This is a genomic window from Gammaproteobacteria bacterium (assembly GCA_013696315.1).
Lineage (GTDB): Bacteria > Pseudomonadota > Gammaproteobacteria > JACCYU01 > JACCYU01 > JACCYU01.
Genome location: JACCYU010000032.1, coordinates 1 through 15,195 on the forward strand (window position 1 = coordinate 1; position 15,195 = coordinate 15,195).

At 60.7% G+C, this 15,195-nt stretch carries 13 protein-coding genes and 1 pseudogene; 10 read left to right on the plus strand and 4 right to left on the minus strand.

From position 1 onward, the window contains the following. Positions 1 to 216: 216 nt before the first annotated feature. From H0V34_01800 to H0V34_01810, 3 genes are read right to left on the minus strand one after another with little or no spacing between them, the layout of a single operon-like run. Positions 217 to 1,431 carry a hypothetical protein gene (locus H0V34_01800; protein MBA2490474.1) on the minus strand — a complete coding sequence of 405 codons (1,215 nt, stop codon included), beginning with the start codon at positions 1,429 to 1,431 and terminating at the stop codon, positions 217 to 219. A 53-nt stretch (positions 1,432 to 1,484) separates the two neighbouring features. Continuing rightward, positions 1,485 to 2,363 carry a carbon-nitrogen hydrolase gene (locus H0V34_01805; protein MBA2490475.1) on the minus strand — a complete coding sequence of 293 codons (879 nt, stop codon included), beginning with the start codon at positions 2,361 to 2,363 and terminating at the stop codon, positions 1,485 to 1,487. Then, complete coding sequence (locus H0V34_01810; GenBank protein ID MBA2490476.1) at positions 2,326 to 3,417, minus strand: agmatine deiminase family protein; 1,092 nt, start codon at positions 3,415 to 3,417, stop codon at positions 2,326 to 2,328. Before H0V34_01810 ends, H0V34_01805 begins: the two co-directional genes overlap by 38 nt. A 165-nt stretch (positions 3,418 to 3,582) precedes the next feature. On the opposite strand from H0V34_01810, the gene H0V34_01815 reads away from it, so the two are divergent. The 9 genes and pseudogenes from H0V34_01815 (at position 3,583) to H0V34_01855 (ending at position 13,547) form a co-directional block, all read left to right on the plus strand. Further along, positions 3,583 to 4,833 (plus strand): lipoprotein-releasing ABC transporter permease subunit, encoded by a 1,251-nt coding sequence (locus H0V34_01815; protein ID MBA2490477.1) that lies wholly within the window; start codon positions 3,583 to 3,585, stop codon positions 4,831 to 4,833. Positions 4,834 to 4,838: 5 nt separating this feature from the next. Further along, on the plus strand, positions 4,839 to 5,534 hold the full coding sequence (lolD, locus tag H0V34_01820) for a lipoprotein-releasing ABC transporter ATP-binding protein LolD (protein MBA2490478.1): 696 nt from the start codon (positions 4,839 to 4,841) through the stop codon (positions 5,532 to 5,534). 99 nt (positions 5,535 to 5,633) lie between these two features. After that, complete coding sequence (locus H0V34_01825) at positions 5,634 to 7,931, plus strand: DNA internalization-related competence protein ComEC/Rec2 (GenBank protein MBA2490479.1); 2,298 nt, start codon at positions 5,634 to 5,636, stop codon at positions 7,929 to 7,931. 127 nt (positions 7,932 to 8,058) lie between these two features. Further along, positions 8,059 to 8,606, plus strand: a pseudogene (locus H0V34_01830) (MotA/TolQ/ExbB proton channel family protein). A 436-nt stretch (positions 8,607 to 9,042) separates the two neighbouring features. Then, complete coding sequence (msbA, locus tag H0V34_01835; protein MBA2490480.1) at positions 9,043 to 10,827, plus strand: lipid A export permease/ATP-binding protein MsbA; 1,785 nt, start codon at positions 9,043 to 9,045, stop codon at positions 10,825 to 10,827. Positions 10,828 to 10,835: 8 nt separating this feature from the next. Further along, entirely contained in the window at positions 10,836 to 11,942 is a 1,107-nt protein-coding gene (locus H0V34_01840; GenBank protein ID MBA2490481.1) for a tetraacyldisaccharide 4'-kinase, read from the plus strand. Further along, positions 11,935 to 12,126 carry a Trm112 family protein gene (locus H0V34_01845; protein MBA2490482.1) on the plus strand — a complete coding sequence of 64 codons (192 nt, stop codon included), beginning with the start codon at positions 11,935 to 11,937 and terminating at the stop codon, positions 12,124 to 12,126. Before H0V34_01840 ends, H0V34_01845 begins: the two co-directional genes overlap by 8 nt. Then, a complete protein-coding gene (gene kdsB, locus H0V34_01850) occupies positions 12,123 to 12,905 on the plus strand; it encodes a 3-deoxy-manno-octulosonate cytidylyltransferase (protein MBA2490483.1) in 783 nt (260 codons plus the stop codon). The genes H0V34_01845 and kdsB overlap by 4 nt, the downstream gene beginning before the upstream one ends. 51 nt (positions 12,906 to 12,956) lie before the next feature. After that, positions 12,957 to 13,547: an NUDIX domain-containing protein gene (locus tag H0V34_01855; GenBank protein ID MBA2490484.1), complete on the plus strand. Its 591-nt coding sequence runs from the start codon at positions 12,957 to 12,959 to the stop codon at positions 13,545 to 13,547. Between the two features lie 42 nt (positions 13,548 to 13,589). Here H0V34_01855 and purB read toward each other — a convergent pair whose 3' ends face one another. Then, a complete protein-coding gene (gene purB / locus H0V34_01860) occupies positions 13,590 to 14,957 on the minus strand; it encodes an adenylosuccinate lyase (GenBank protein MBA2490485.1) in 1,368 nt (455 codons plus the stop codon). Between the two features lie 74 nt (positions 14,958 to 15,031). Between purB and aspA the strand changes: the two genes are divergently transcribed. Further along, positions 15,032 to 15,195, plus strand: a 164-nt coding sequence (aspA, locus tag H0V34_01865; GenBank protein MBA2490486.1) for an aspartate ammonia-lyase, incomplete at its 3' end; no start/stop codon positions are given.

Consider the following 15,195-nt stretch of genomic DNA (forward strand, 5'->3'; position numbering starts at 1 on the left):
AACTACAATCGTCAGATACGGATCCGTTACGACGGTCACGAAATGGCCTTACTTAACTTTTCACAGTTAAATTGGAGGTTCAAGACTATGCGGCCGGGTGGGGTGGCGGTCGATTATCGACATGGAAGCCGGGGAGCGTAGGGATTGATCGTGCATCATTCAGCGGCCGACCCGCCCGGGGCTTCTGCCCTATGCGACGTCCGCCGGACCCCACGCTTACGTGCGCTTGTAGAATATTGCATCCATGAAAGCAACACGGCGCGCCCAAACATCTGCTTCTATCGTGTCCTTTGGCTCGATTGAGTTGAACCATGGTGAAGCGTGGATTAGCTTGAGAAGTAAGATGTACCCCTCCGGACGTTCAAAGTCCTTTTGGGCAACTGTAAGAGTCTTTGAAAGGTTGGTGCGCACGGAGGGTGATGCCACTGTGCAGTACACGTCGGGTCGCACGATGCAGAGCAAGCGCCCCCAGACCTTCATCGTAAATCCAAGATTTATGAGATCGCGAAGACTAGCTTCGAGCCGATTCCAATCTATCGGGAGAGTAAAACCAGCCATACGGTTCACCGCCCTGACGATGATTCGGTGTTGTTCCGTAGATCCGCCAGCCAAGAGATGACGAAACTGTCCGGAGGCGGCAACGTGACCAAGCCAGCCATAGGCCTTAATGCCTCCAATAATCCGTCGCTTTTCAATATCGTCAAAATTAGCTATGCGCCACGGCACAGGTAACTCACGCTCCGCTGCGTCCAACACATCGTGGTATCCTTGCCCGCTACGTTCGTGTTGCTCTAGGCCTTCAACTACCTTCGTGTAATAAATGCTCCAGTCGGCATTTCTAAGCCAGCTCGCAGTTGAAATATCCTCTTCAGCGCGCGGCGGCGTGCGAATGGCGTTCTTTCGCTCCTTACGAGCATTGGCCTCATAAGCCCTTCTGTATCGGTTAAGCCACTCTTGTGTTGGCACGAACGAATGTGTGTCCGAATGCCACTGCGACAGGCATTGTTTTAGATTGCGTACATCATTTTGCTTTCCCTTACCCGAAGTACCCTCAATCAGCGCGTTGATCTCCACATTCGTATAGAAGCCGCCATACGTCAGATTCGAGCTCCCGGCAAAAATTGCGTAGCGATTGCCACTCGTGAACATATAGACTTTCGGGTGGAACAGTTCTAATCGGCTATCAAATATTCGAATGTAAGCCCTTATATGCTCAAACCATTCTATTGCGTCGGGATGGGTGTGATTGAACGCCGTTCCGACGGTCGCCACTACAGATCCTTTGAAGGTTTCAAGATGCTTATAAGGTAAAGTTTTGCCGGGGTCGCCACACCATGCAACGGCGACATGAAGGGACGCGTACTCACCGCAGCACCGCAGAAACTCTTTTCCAAAGGATTCTGGCGTCGAGAATATACGTGATTTTCGCATGACTACTCTCCTTCGGGATCCCCGCGGCCTGTTTCGGCCGTGATTACGCCCATCTATCTGTCCCGGTAGCGAGCGACCATGTCCTGATAAGCGTCGATGCGACGATCCCGCAGATAAGGCCATGAGTGACGGACGCTCGCGGTGCGCGTCAGGTCGATGTCGACCACCAGTACCGATCGCTCGTCGTGCGGAGCTTGCGCGACTATTTCGCCCTGCGGCCCGCAGGCAAAGCTGCCGCCCCAGAACTGGCTGTCGAGACCGACGCCGGAGGGATCGCGTTCCAGCCCGACCCGGTTGCAACACAACAGCGGCAGGCCGTTGGCGATCGCGTGCGCGCGCTGAATGGTGCGCCAGGCGTCGTACTGGCGCGCTTGCTCGTCTTCGGTATCTTTGGGATCCCAGCCGATCGCACTGGGGTAGAGCAGCAGTTCCGCGCCGGCGAGCGCCATCACGCGCGCCGCTTCCGGGAACCATTGATCCCAGCACACCAGCACGCCCAGCCGTCCGAGCGAGGTGTCGATCGGCGTAAAGCCCAGATCGCCCGGCGTGAAATAGTATTTTTCGTAATAACCCGGATCGTCCGGGATGTGCATCTTGCGGTAGATGCCGGCGATACGGCCGTCGGACTCGATGACCACTGCGGTATTGTGATAAATGCCGGCAGCGCGGCGCTCGAAGACCGAGCCGACGATTACAACGTCCAGCGCGCCCGCAGTGGCGGACAGTTTTTCCGTGGTCGGTCCGGGAATGGATTCGGCAAGTTCGAAATTTGCTGGATCTTGGGTGTTGCAGAAGTAAAGGCTGGTGTGCAGTTCCTGCAGTAACACTAACTGCGCGCCCTCGCGCGCCGCCTGTTCGATGCCGCTTATGCTCGTCTTGAGGTTTTGCTCGTAGTCATCGCTGTTGGCGTGTTGTACCAGTCCCGTTCGCATCGCTCTCGTCCGATCTCAAGTGAACGCCCGCCGGCAGTTGCATGGTCATGCAGTGAAGGCTGCCATACTGCTGGATGAGCGCGGTGCAATCAATACAAACAATCTCGCGCTCCGGAAAGGCCGCCCCGAGCCGCAGCCTTGCGATCTCGTCCGCGGGATCATCGTAGATCGGCAGCAAAACCGCGTCATTGATAATCAGGAAATTGCTGTAGCTGGCGGGGAGCCGCTGACCGTCGCCGCTAATGATCGGCGCCGGCAAGGGCAGGGGGATGACTCGATAGGGCTGTTTCTCAAACGTGCGGAACGCTGCCAGCTCGGCCGCCATCGCCTTGAGCGGTGCGTAATGCGGGTCGTTCGGGTCATCGCAGGCGGTGTACGCGATGGTCCTAGGATCGCAAAAACGCGCCAGCATGTCGATGTGGCTGTCGGTATCGTCTCCCGCAAGCTGACCGTGCGTCAGCCACAACACCTGCTCGATACCGAAATGTTCATTGAAGCTCGCTTCCAGTATGGACTGATCGACACCGGGATTGCGGGTCGGCGACAGCAGGCACGCGCGAGTGGTGAGCATGCAGCCTTCGCCGTCGACGTCGATGCTGCCGCCCTCCAGCACGAGGAAAAGCCGCTCCAGCGCGATATTGCCGAACGCGCCTTTGCCATGCAAAGCGCCGGTCAGCGCGTCGTCCAGCGACGCCGGATACTTTCCGCCCCAGGCGTTGAAGCGGAAGTCCAGCAGTCTCGGCGCGCCGTTGCTCAATACCGTGAGCGGGCCGTAATCGCGGATCCAGGTGTCATTGAAAGGCGCCACGGTTAAACGCATGGACGCGAGATCGACAGTCTCCGCCCGCAGCCGTTCGCGCACGTAGCCCAAATGCACATCGTCAGCGCAGACGATAATAACGAGTTCCCGCCACGCGATCTGGCGCGCGATCTCAACATAAGTTGATTCAGCCGCGGCCAGGGTCCCCGCCCAGTCCGTTGCCTCGTGCGGCCAGGCCAGCATGACGCCGGACTGCGGCGCCCACTCCGCCGGTAACCGCTGGATGTGTTGCATCAATTGCATAGTCTATGTCTAGTTCCTAAGCCATCTGGTGCATCGAATTTCGTTACACCGGAAACAGCGTAACGGCGCCCCACTCGCCAGCGCGATACCCGCGCCGCATCCGCGCTCATCGGATTTGTGCACCTGTGCGGCGCATATATGTTTTAATCCGTCGCCATGTTTCGCCCCCTGGAATTGTATATCGGGCTGCGCTACACGCGCGCCAAACGCCGCAATCATTTCATTTCCTTCATTTCGCTCGTGTCGATGCTCGGCGTGGCTTTGGGGATTATCGTCATGATCACCGTGCTGTCGGTGATGAACGGCTTTCAGACCGAGGTGCGCGACCGAATTCTCGGCATGGCCTCGCACGCCACCATCACTGGCTTTAATGGGCAGTTAAATAACTGGCGCCAATTGGAAAAGCGCGTTGCCGGCCAGACGGAAGTCGCAGGCGATGCGCCGTATGTCGAGGGCCAGGCGATGCTGGTCAATGGGCAGCAGGTGAGCGGCGCGCTGCTGCGCGGGGTGTTGCCCGCCGAGGAGCCAGATGTTTCAGAAGTAAGCAAGCACATGAAGTACGGTGAGCTTGCGGATCTCAAGGCGGGTGAATACGGCATCGTGCTGGGCAGCGAGCTGGCCGCGATTCTGGGCGCAGACCCAGGCGGCAAGGTCACGGTGGTGACGCCGGAAGCCACGGTCACGCCGGCCGGCATTCTGCCTCGCTTGCGGCGTTTCACCGTCACCGGCATCTTCGAAGTCGGCATGCAGGAATACGATCGCACTGCCGCGTTCATTCATATCGCGGATGCGGCCACCTTGTTCGATCTGCCGGAGGGTGCCGTCAGTGGCCTGCGGCTGAAGCTCAAGGATCTGTTTCGCGCGCCCATCGTCAGCCGCGAGCTGGCGCAAAATCTCGGCGGCGCCTACTGGGTATCGGACTGGACGCGCGAGCACGTGAATTTTTTCCGCGCGGTGCAGATGGAAAAAACCATCATGTTCATCATCATGCTGCTGATCGTGGCCGTGGCGGCGTTCAATATCGTCTCGACCCTGGTAATGCTGGTGACCGACAAACAGGCCGACATCGCCATTCTCAGAACCTTAGGGATCACGCCCCGCCAGGTCATGGCGATCTTTATCATCCAGGGGACGATTATCGGGCTGGTCGGCACCGGGCTGGGGGTGCTGGGTGGCACCTGTCTTGCGCTCAATCTGGAGTCGCTGGTCGGTTGGCTGGAGCAGTCGCTGGGTATGCAGTTTCTGGCGCCGGATGTCTATTACATCAGTGAATTACCTTCCGACGTGCAATTCCCTGACGTGCTGCGCATCTCGGTTTCGGCTTTTGTCCTGTCCGTGATCGCAACGATTTATCCCGCCTGGCGCGCCGCCCGCACACAACCGGCGGCCGCCTTGCATTACGAGTGACGGCGGTGGACAACGACAATACGGCGCGGCCGGTGATCGAATGCCGGCGCCTGGCCAAATCCTACGCCGACACCGCCACACGGGTGGATGTGCTCAAAGACGTAAATCTGAAAGTCAACCTTGCCGAGAAAATCGCCATCGTCGGCGCTTCGGGTAGCGGCAAGAGCACGCTGTTGCATCTGCTGGGCGGGCTCGATACGCCCAGTGATGGCGAGGTCTTAATCGCTGGCGAAAACATGAGCAGGTTGAGCGACGCCAGCCGCGGGCGGTTGCGCAACCGCGCGCTCGGGTTTATCTATCAGTTTCATCATCTGTTGCCGGAATTCACGGCGCTGGAAAATGTTGCCATGCCGCTGGTTATCCGCGGCGAGAAACCGCGCGCCGCGATGGAAGTCGCCCGGAACTTGCTCAAAAGAGTGGGTTTGAGCGCGCGCGTGCACCACAAACCTGGCGAGTTGTCGGGCGGCGAGCGCCAGCGCGTCGCTATCGGTCGTGCGCTGATTACCGAACCCCAAGCGGTGCTCGCGGACGAGCCCACCGGCAATCTCGATCGCGGCAACGCCGAACAGGTTCATCGACTGATGACCGAACTGAACGACGAGTTCCGCACCAGCCTGGTGATCGTCACCCACGACGTGTCACTGGCCGCACGCATGGATACCGTTTATACCCTGGAGGATGGGGCGCTGAGTCCACCATAGCAGCCGCGCCGGACGATCGTCCGCGTTTATAAACGGCGGTTATGCCTCTGATCGCTTTATAACAATAGCGGCTACACGCACGCAGGCAAGCGCCTCGACATGATCATTATCGCATTGGGCTTGCTGGCGGGCGTAATGCTGCTGCATCAGCTCGCGGCCCTGCCGCCGGTGGCGTGCGTGTGGCTGCTGGTCGTCCTGTTTCCGCTGCTCGTTGGTTACAAAGGCCTGCGTTTTCCGCTGGCTATCGCGTGCGGATTTTTGTGGGCGCTTTATCAGGCGCACACAGCGTTGTATCCGGGGCTGGACCCAGCGCTGGAGGGCGATGACCTGGTGGTAACCGGTGTAATCGCCTCGATCCCGGAGCTGCGCGAACCCGCTACACGTTTTCTGTTCGATATCGAACGGATGCATACCCGCGTCGTCGGCCATTCGGTGCCGGAACGGGCACGGTTGAGCTGGTACGACAACGCGCCTGATCTGAAACTCGGTCAGCGCTGGAAGCTGACGGTGCGCCTGGCGCGCCCCAGAGGCTTCATGAATCCCGGCGGCTTCGACTACGAGGGCTGGTTATACAGCCAGAGCATCGGCGCCACCGGCTACGTTCGCGACGAGCCACGCGCGCATCGACTGCAGAGCAGTTTTACGGAACGGCCGATCGGACGGCTGCGCCAGGCGATTGCCGATGCCATCGCGCGGCATCTTGGCGATAGCGCCAACACCGGCGTTATCACGGCGCTCGCCATCGGCGATCGCGGCGCCATGACCCCGGAACGATGGCAACTGCTGCTGGACACCGGCACCAGTCATCTGCTTGCGATATCGGGTATGAACATCAGCCTGGTCGCCGGCATGGTGTACTTTTTGACCTTGTATATGTGGCGGCTCTGCGGATGGCTGTGCCTGCAACTGCCTGCGGCACGCGCGGCGGTGGTCACGGGTCTGATCGCGGCCTTCGGCTATGCGTTGCTGGCTGGCTTTTCCATACCGACCCAGCGCGCGGTCATCATGCTGACGGTCGTGATGGGCGCGTTGATGCTGGATCGCATCAGCCGGCCGGGTCACACGCTGGCGGTCGCGCTGATCGCGGTTCTGATATGGAGTTCGGCCGCGATACTCTCGGCGGGCTTCTGGCTGTCGTTCGCCGCGGTGGGGATCATCGTTTACAGCCTGCGCGGCAGGTCGCCGTCACAGAGCCGCTGGCGGCAGAGCGGGCGCCTGCAGGGGGCGTTGACCATCGGGTTGGCGCCGCTGACCTTGTTCTTCTTTCAGCGCGCCCCGCTGATAAGTTTTGTCGCGAACCTGGTGGCTGTGCCGTGGATAGGACTGGTGATCGGTCCGCTGATTCTCATCGCTGTCGCGTTGTTGCCGGTCGCGCCCGGACTCGCCGCCTCTCTGCTGAACGTCTCGGACTACGGTCTGGACCTGTTGTGGCGGGTGCTGGAGCTGCTCGCGGCGCTGCCATTTGCGCAATGGCATCAGGCGCCTGTTGGCTGGACCTTGTTGCCCGCGACGGTGGGGATGGTGTGGCTGCTCGCGCCGCATGGCTGGCCGGCGCGCTGGCTTGGCCTCTTATTGCTGTTGCCCATGGCGATGGTGGCGCCGGTACGACCAGCGCCCGGCGGCTACACGATCACCTTGCTGGATGTCGGTCAGGGTCTCGCGGCGGTGATCGAAACCCGCAATCACGTGCTCGTTTACGACACGGGTCCGCGTTTCAGTGACTATTTCAACGCCGGCGACGCGGCCGTCATTCCATACCTGCGACGGCGTGGCATCGAGCGCATCGACACCCTGGTGATCAGTCATCGCGACAACGATCATAGCGGCGGCGCGGCCGCGGTGCTGGCGGCGTTCCCGGTGACAAAGCTGCTGACCAGCGCACCGCGACGCTTCGATCAGATGCGCGCCGCGCGCTGCCGCGCCGGTCAACGCTGGCGCAGTGACGGCGTGACGTTCGAAATCCTGCATCCGTCGACAGTCGATACATGGCCTTCCACCAATAACCGCTCCTGCGTACTGCGCGTTGTCAGTGCCGGCGGTGCGGTGTTGCTGCCTGGCGATATCGAGGCGGATGCCGAGCGCGCTCTGGTGCGCACGCACGCCGCGCGGCTGGCAAGCGACGTGCTGGTGGTGCCGCATCACGGCAGCGCAACGTCGTCCAGCGCGAGGTTTATTGAAGCCGTCGGCCCTGAGCTGGCGCTGGTGTCAACCGCTTACCGGAACCAATGGGGCTTTCCCGCGCAGGAGGTGTTGGCTCGTTATCACAGACGCTCGATTGCCGTGGAAAACACCGCCACATCCGGCGCCCTGACAGTCACAGTGCACCCCTATGCCGGAATCACCTTAAGCGACGGTTACCGACAATCCGCGCGTAGTTTCTGGACAGCCCGCCCTTAAAAGTTAGACCGCGCCATGCCAGGCGTCGCATTCAGGCGCCGGGTGAAATCAAGTATGATTGCCACCCATTAACGGCTTCAAAGAAAGGGCTTTGCCGTGTTCGAGATCATCAAGGCCGGCGGGGGTTATGGCGCCCATCATCGCATGTTCGATCCTGGCGCTCGCGATCATTGGCGAGCGTTTCTGGAGCCTGCAACGCCAGCGGGTGATGTGCGCCAGCAGGGTAAGTTGACGCAAACTCACGTGTCCGCGCTACGCGACAGTTCGCCGCTGGGCCGTATTCTCGCGACCGGTCTGAGCAGCGCGAATGAAGACCGGCAGGTCATGAAGGAGTCGATCGAGGAGACCGGGCGTCACGTGGTGCACGAGCTGGAGCGATTTCTGAACACCCTGGGCACAATCGCGACGATCTCGCCGCTGCTCGGGCTGCTCGGTACCGTCATCGGCATGATGCAGATATTCGGCGCCATCACGGATGCGGGGGTGGGTGATCCGCGGCAGATGGCGGGCGGTATTTCGATCGCGTTGATCACCACTGTCGCCGGGGTTATGGTCGCCATACCCACTTTGTTTTTTTACCGCTATTTCCGCGGCCGGGTCGATGATCTGGTGATAAACATGGAAGCCGAGACCATCAAGATGATGGAAATCATGCGCGGCGAACGCCAGCAAACCGCGTCCGGCACAACTTCACGGAGACGCCGCGTGAGGTTCAAGGCCCGTCGCGGTGACCGGCTGGAGCTCAATTTGACGTCTCTGATCGACGTGGCGTTCGTGCTGCTGATTTTTTTCGTGCTGACCACGACGTTCGAACGCCACGCCGCGCTGCGGATCGATTTGCCAAACGCCACCGCCGAGCCTTTGACGCAACGCCAGCAACCGCTGGAACTCGCCATCGACTCCGCCGGGCGCTATTACATCAATGGCCGGGCGCTCGTAAATACCCGCGCCAAAACGTTGAGCACGGCGCTTGACGACGTATCGAAACGCCGCGCGAAAACCGCTGTCATTTTGAACGCCGATACGCGCACCCCCCATCAGGCGGTCGTCACGGCCATGGACGTAGCCGCGAGGCTGGGTTTGACGCATTTGTCTATCGCCACGACGCACGATGAACGATAGTGCTGCCACACCGGGCCGCGGCGGCGTGGGCATTTACCGGCGCCTGCTGGGGTACGCGCTGACCTACTGGCGCAGCATGGCGTTCGCCGTGCTGGGCATGGTGCTGTACGCAGCGACCGACACCGGTTTCGCGGCGCTGATGAAACCGTTGCTGGACGGCAGTTTCGTCGACCGCGATCCTGACATGATCCGCTGGGTGCCGCCATTGATGGCGGTCATCCTGCTGGTGCGCGGGGTGGGGGGATATCTGTCGAGCTACTACGTGTCCTACGTCGGGCGCTGCGTCGTCAAGGTGCTGCGCGGGCAGATGTTTCATCAACTGCTGCACATGCCCGTTACGTATTTCGATGCGAGCTCGACCGGCCAGCTCATTTCCAAGTTGACTTACAACGTCGAACAGGTGGCCGACGCCGCCAGCCGCAGCATGACCATTCTCATACGCGACACCCTGACTATCGTCGGCCTGGTGTTGTGGATGTTTTATTTGAGCGTGGAGCTGACCTTGTGCTTTCTCATTGCCGCGCCGATTATTACCGCGTTGGTCATCTACGCTAGCAAGCGGTTTCGCAAGATCAGCGGCAACATCCAGCGCTCCATGGGCGATGTGACGCACGTCGCGCAGGAGATGATCGAGGGCCATCGCGTGGTCAAAATTTTTGGCGGACATGCCTACGAAACGCAGCATTTCGAGACCGTGAACGAGCACAACCGCAGAATGAACATGAAGATGGCCCGCACCGAGGCCGCGAGCACGCCGTTTATACAACTGGTCGTAGGGCTGGCGCTGACGGCCATCGTGTTTCTGGCCACCTTGCCGCCGGTGCTGGAGCAGATCACCGTCGGCACCTTCGTTTCGTTCATTATTTCCATCACCCTGCTGCTGACGCCGGCGCGCAACCTCACCAATATCAATGCCCGCGTGCAGCAGGGCATCGCCGCCGGCGAAAGTATATTCGAGCTGATCGACAGCGAGCGCGAATATGACCGGCCGACCTACGCGCCGACCAGCCGTCGTGGCCTGGTCGAATACCGCAATGTCATATTCAGTTACGAGCAGGCTAAGGGCGAGGTATTGAGAGACATTTCGCTGACAATCAAGCCCGGCGAAACGGTCGCTCTGGTGGGGCGCTCCGGCAGCGGCAAAACTACCCTGGTCAATCTTTTGCCGCGCTTCTACGAGCCGCAGGCAGGCCAAGTGTTGCTTGATGAGGTGAACATCCGTGATTACTCGCTCGCCGATCTGCGGGAGCGGATCACGTACGTCAGCCAGGAGGTGGTGTTGTTCAACGACACCATCGCGGCCAACATCGCGTACGGCCGTCAGGGCGGCGCCAGCCGCGCACAGATCGAGAAGGCGGCGACCGCCGCGCACGGGATGGAATTCATCACCCGTCTGCCGCAAGGGCTGGACACCATGGTCGGCGAGAACGGCATTCTCCTGTCGGGCGGCCAGCGGCAACGACTGGCGATCGCCCGCGCGCTGCTGAAAGACGCGCCGGTATTGATTCTGGACGAGGCGACGTCGTCGCTGGACAGCGAGGCGGAGCAGCTTATCCAGGCGGCGCTGGAGGCGCTGGTGAAGAACCGTACCACTCTGGTGATCGCGCACCGGCTGTCTACCGTCGAAAACGCCGATCGCATCGTGGTGATGCAGGAGGGGCGCATCGCGGAAACCGGCACGCACCCGCAGTTACTGGCGCAGGGCGGCATCTATACCGGACTGCACCGATCGCAGTTCCGAAAGATACAGACGCCGACCGACGCAAACTCGTAGCCGGGTTGATGGGCCATACATCCAATAGCTTCCTTGGCCGGGTCAGCGCGCTTCAGCACCTCTGGGCGACTCGCAATGCACTTGCGATTTCGCTGCTGCCGCTAGCCTGGACGTTTCGCACACTCGCGGATCTGCGCCGTCAGCAATACCTGCGTCGCCGCCATACCCTGCCGCGGCCGCCGGTGCCGGTCGTTGTCGTCGGCAATATCACCGTCGGCGGCACCGGCAAGACCCCGCTGGTCATCTGGCTTGCTGAACTGCTGAAAGCCAATGGCTACAGACCGGGTATCATCAGCCGCGGTTACGGGGGGCGCGCCAACCACTGGCCGCAGATCGTTACCGCGCTCAGCGACCCCCATCAGGTCGGTGACGAGCCCGTGCTGATCGCATCGCGCAGTCACTGCCCGACGGCGGTCGCGCCCTGTCGCTTTGATGCCGCGCGCGCGCTGCTGGCGGAATACGACTGCGACGTGCTGATCGCCGACGACGGTTTGCAGCATTACCGTCTCGTGCGTGACATGGAGATCGCCGTGATCGATGGCGACAAGGGGCTGGGCAACCGCTGGTGTCTGCCGGCCGGCCCGTTGCGCGAGCCCCCCTCGCGTCTGCGCGAGGTCGATCTCGTGATCGTGAACGGCCGCCGCGGTGATACGGCCCATGACGATTCGCGGATGCGCCCCGGCGCCCGCGCCAGTGCGCGCTACCGTATGGCCCTCGAGGCCGGACAAATGGTCAATCTTGCCGATGCAAGAGTGCGCCAGCCTTTAGAGGCGATGCGCGGCCGCCAGGCGCACGCGGTCGCCGCGATTGGCAATCCGGCACGTTTTTTCGATAGCCTGAAGGCCGGAGGACTGGTATTGCGGACGCATGTGTTTCGCGATCATCATCCGTTCACGTCACGCGATCTGGATTTTGGTGACGCGCAACCGGTGGTGATGACGGAAAAAGATGCGGTCAAATGCCGTGAATTTGCGCAGACTCACCACTGGTATCTGCCGGTGGCGGCGGTGCCCGACACATACTTCGCGCGGGCCGTTTTAGCTCGCTTGCGCGCGCTTGCACCCGCGTCGCTCAAGCAGAGTTCAGAACCTCTGGAGACCAATCGATATGGATAAAAAGCTGTTGGATATTCTGGTGTGTCCGGTAACCAAGGGCCCGCTGATCTACGACAAGGCCAGCCAGGAGCTGATCTCCCGCGCTGCGCGGCTGGCGTACCCGATTCGCGACGGGATACCGGTAATGCTGGAGGACGAAGCGCGCAAAATCAGCGAGGAAGAATACGAAAAGCTGAAGGCATGAGCGCGGACACGGCCGACGTCAGGGTCGCCTTCAGAGTCGCCATACCCGCGCGTTTTGATTCGCAGCGGCTCCCCGGCAAGCCCCTGCGGGAGATCGCGGGCAAGCCGCTGTTGCAGCGCGTATACGAGCAAGCTTTGCGGAGCGGCGCGGAGACGGTGGTTATCGCCACCGACGATTCGCGTATCGAAGGTCGCGCGCGGGAATGGGGTGCTACCGTTTGCATGACGTCTCGGGACTGCGCCTCCGGCAGTGAGCGGCTCGCGGAGGCGGCGGGCGCACTCGACTGGCCTGACACAGAAATCGTCGTCAATGTGCAGGGTGACGAACCGTTGCTGCCGCCGGCCAACATCCGCCAGGTCGCGTTAAACCTTGCCCTCCATCCCGATGCCAGCATCGCCAGCCTGTGCACTCTAATCCTGTCGCTGGACGAGTTTGAGGATCCAAACGTAGTCAAAGTCGTGCGCGATGTCGCGGATTTCGCGCTATATTTCAGCCGTGCGCCGATTCCTTGGGCGAGCGAGCGTGGCGCGCGCGAGCAACATTTGCACCACTGTTATCGTCACATCGGCTTGTATGCCTACCGCGTGGGCTACTTGAAAAGCTATGCGCAGACGCCGCCCAGCGCGCATGAGGGCATTGAGCACCTCGAGCAATTGCGGGCGCTATGGCGTGGGGATCGCATTCACGTGGCGCTCGCGGCCGAGCCGCCGGGGCCAGGCGTGGATACACCAGCCGACCTGGACGCGGTGGAAAGCATTATTGCCGAGCTAGGTTCATAATGTTATGCCTCACTATTCAAACAGTTAATTAACTTTGTTGTAGATCCGCACATGAAATGGGAGATCATCGACCGCGCCCTGGGCTATCAGGGGTTTTTCCGGCTGGACGTATTCCGGATCAGGCACGCTTTATTCAATGGCGGCTGGAGCCCGACCTTGACGCGCGAGCTGTTCCGGCGCAGCGACGGGGTGGCGGTGCTGCCTTACGACCCAGTGCGCGACCGCGTGCTGTTGATTGAGCAGTTCCGCATGGGCGCGATCGAATCCCCGCAAGGCCCCTGGCTGACCGAGATCATCGCCGGGTCGATCGAGCCCGGCGAGGATCGCGAAACAGTGGCGCACCGGGAGGCCGGCGAAGAGGCGGGCTGTACCCTGGACGCGCTGCATTTTATTTGTGATTACTACTCGTCGCAGGGTGGTTTCGGCGAGCGCGTCTCGATTTACCTGGCCCGCGCTAATCTCGACGACGCCGGCGGTGTTCACGGTCTGCGAACGGAGGGCGAGGATATCCGCGTGGAAATCGTCGGTGCGAAGACCGCGTTCGACAAGCTGGCTGCCGGCGCCATCGCGTCGGCCACGCCGATTATCGCGTTGCAATGGCTACAACTGAATCACTTGTATATCCGTGACTTGTGGACGTAGCCTTACCCAACATAAGAGGCGCAGGTGGCCAGTGCCGATGCTTCAGATCGCCCGGGCAAGTAATGCGGCGGCCCCGATGTAGCGGGCCGGCGTCAGTTCCAGAAGGCGCGTCTTGGCCCCATCGGGAATCGCCAGAGTCATAATAAACGCGCGGATCGTATCGGCGTTTACGGTCTTGCCGCGGGACAGTCGCTTGAGTTGCTCGTAAGGCTCATCGACGCCATAACGACGCATGACTGTCTGAATTGCCTCGGTCAGCACTTCCCAGTTCGCGTCAAGATCCTGTGCCACTCGGGCCTCGTCGACCGCAAGTTTGGCAAGTCCTTTGGACACCGCGTCGAGCGCGATCAAGGTGTGCGCAAAGCCTGGCCCAAGGTTGCGCAGTACGGTCGAATCGCTTAAGTCACGCTGCCAGCGGGAAATCGGCAGCTTGCCCGTTAAGTGCCTGAAAATAGCGTTGGCTATGCCCAGATTGCCTTCGGCGTTTTCGAAATCGATCGGATTGACCTTGTGCGGCATGGTCGAGGAACCGACCTCATTCTCGACCGGCTGTTGTTTGAAGTAGCCGATCGCGATGTACGCCCACAGGTCACGGCACAGGTCGATCAGCACCGTGTTAAAGCGTGCGCACGCATCGAACAATTCGGCCATGGCGTCGTGCGGCTCGATCTGCGTGGTGTAGGGGTTCCACGCAAGTCCCAGCGCGGTCACGAAATCTCGCGCGAAACCCGGCCAGTCCACTTCGGGATATGCGGCCAGGTGCGCGTTGAAATTGCCGACCGCGCCATTACATTTGCCGCGGATTGGCACGCCTGCGATACACGCGCGCTGTTCACGCAGCCGATGTGCAACGTTGGCGATCTCCTTGCCAAGGGTGGTTGGGCTGGCGGGCTGTCCGTGCGTGCGAGCCAGCATGGGCGTGTCTGCGTAACGGTGCGCGAGAGCGCGCAGTTGCTCGATGATTTCGTCGGCGGCCGGCAACAACACCTCGCGCCGCGCGGTGTTCAGCATCAGGCCATAGGCGAGGTTGTTAATGTCCTCCGACGTACAGCCGAAATGAATGAATTCGCGCGCAGCGTCCAGCTCGGCGCGACCGGCAATCTTCTCTTTAAGAAAATACTCCACCGCTTTCACATCATGATTGATGCTGGCTTCGATGGTCTTGATGCGTGCCGCGTCGGCTTCGTCGAAGCGCTCCGCAATCTCCAACAGGACGGTTTGCGCGGCTTTCGAAAATTTCGGGCATTCGGCGATCGCGGGGTTATCGCCTAGTGCGATGAGCCATCGCGCTTCGACCTGCACACGAAAGCGCATCAGGCCGTATTCGCTGAAGATCGGTCTTAAAGCGCGGGTCTTGCGACCATAGCGGCCATCGACCGGTGAAATGGCGGTCAGCACGGACAGCTCCATTAAAACTCCGGCGTCACAATGAAAATATGTCCCTATAATAACCTCATCCCACTCAACAGGCCGTAGAGGTAAGCATGACCGATCGCAAATACCGCATGGAGAAAGACAGCATGGGCGAACTCCCGGTGCCGGCCGAGGCGCTTTATGGCGCGCAGACGCAGCGCGCAGTGAACAATTTCGCCATCAGTGGCCTTGCGATGCCGCGCGAATTCATTCGCGCGCTGGGGTTGATCAAGGC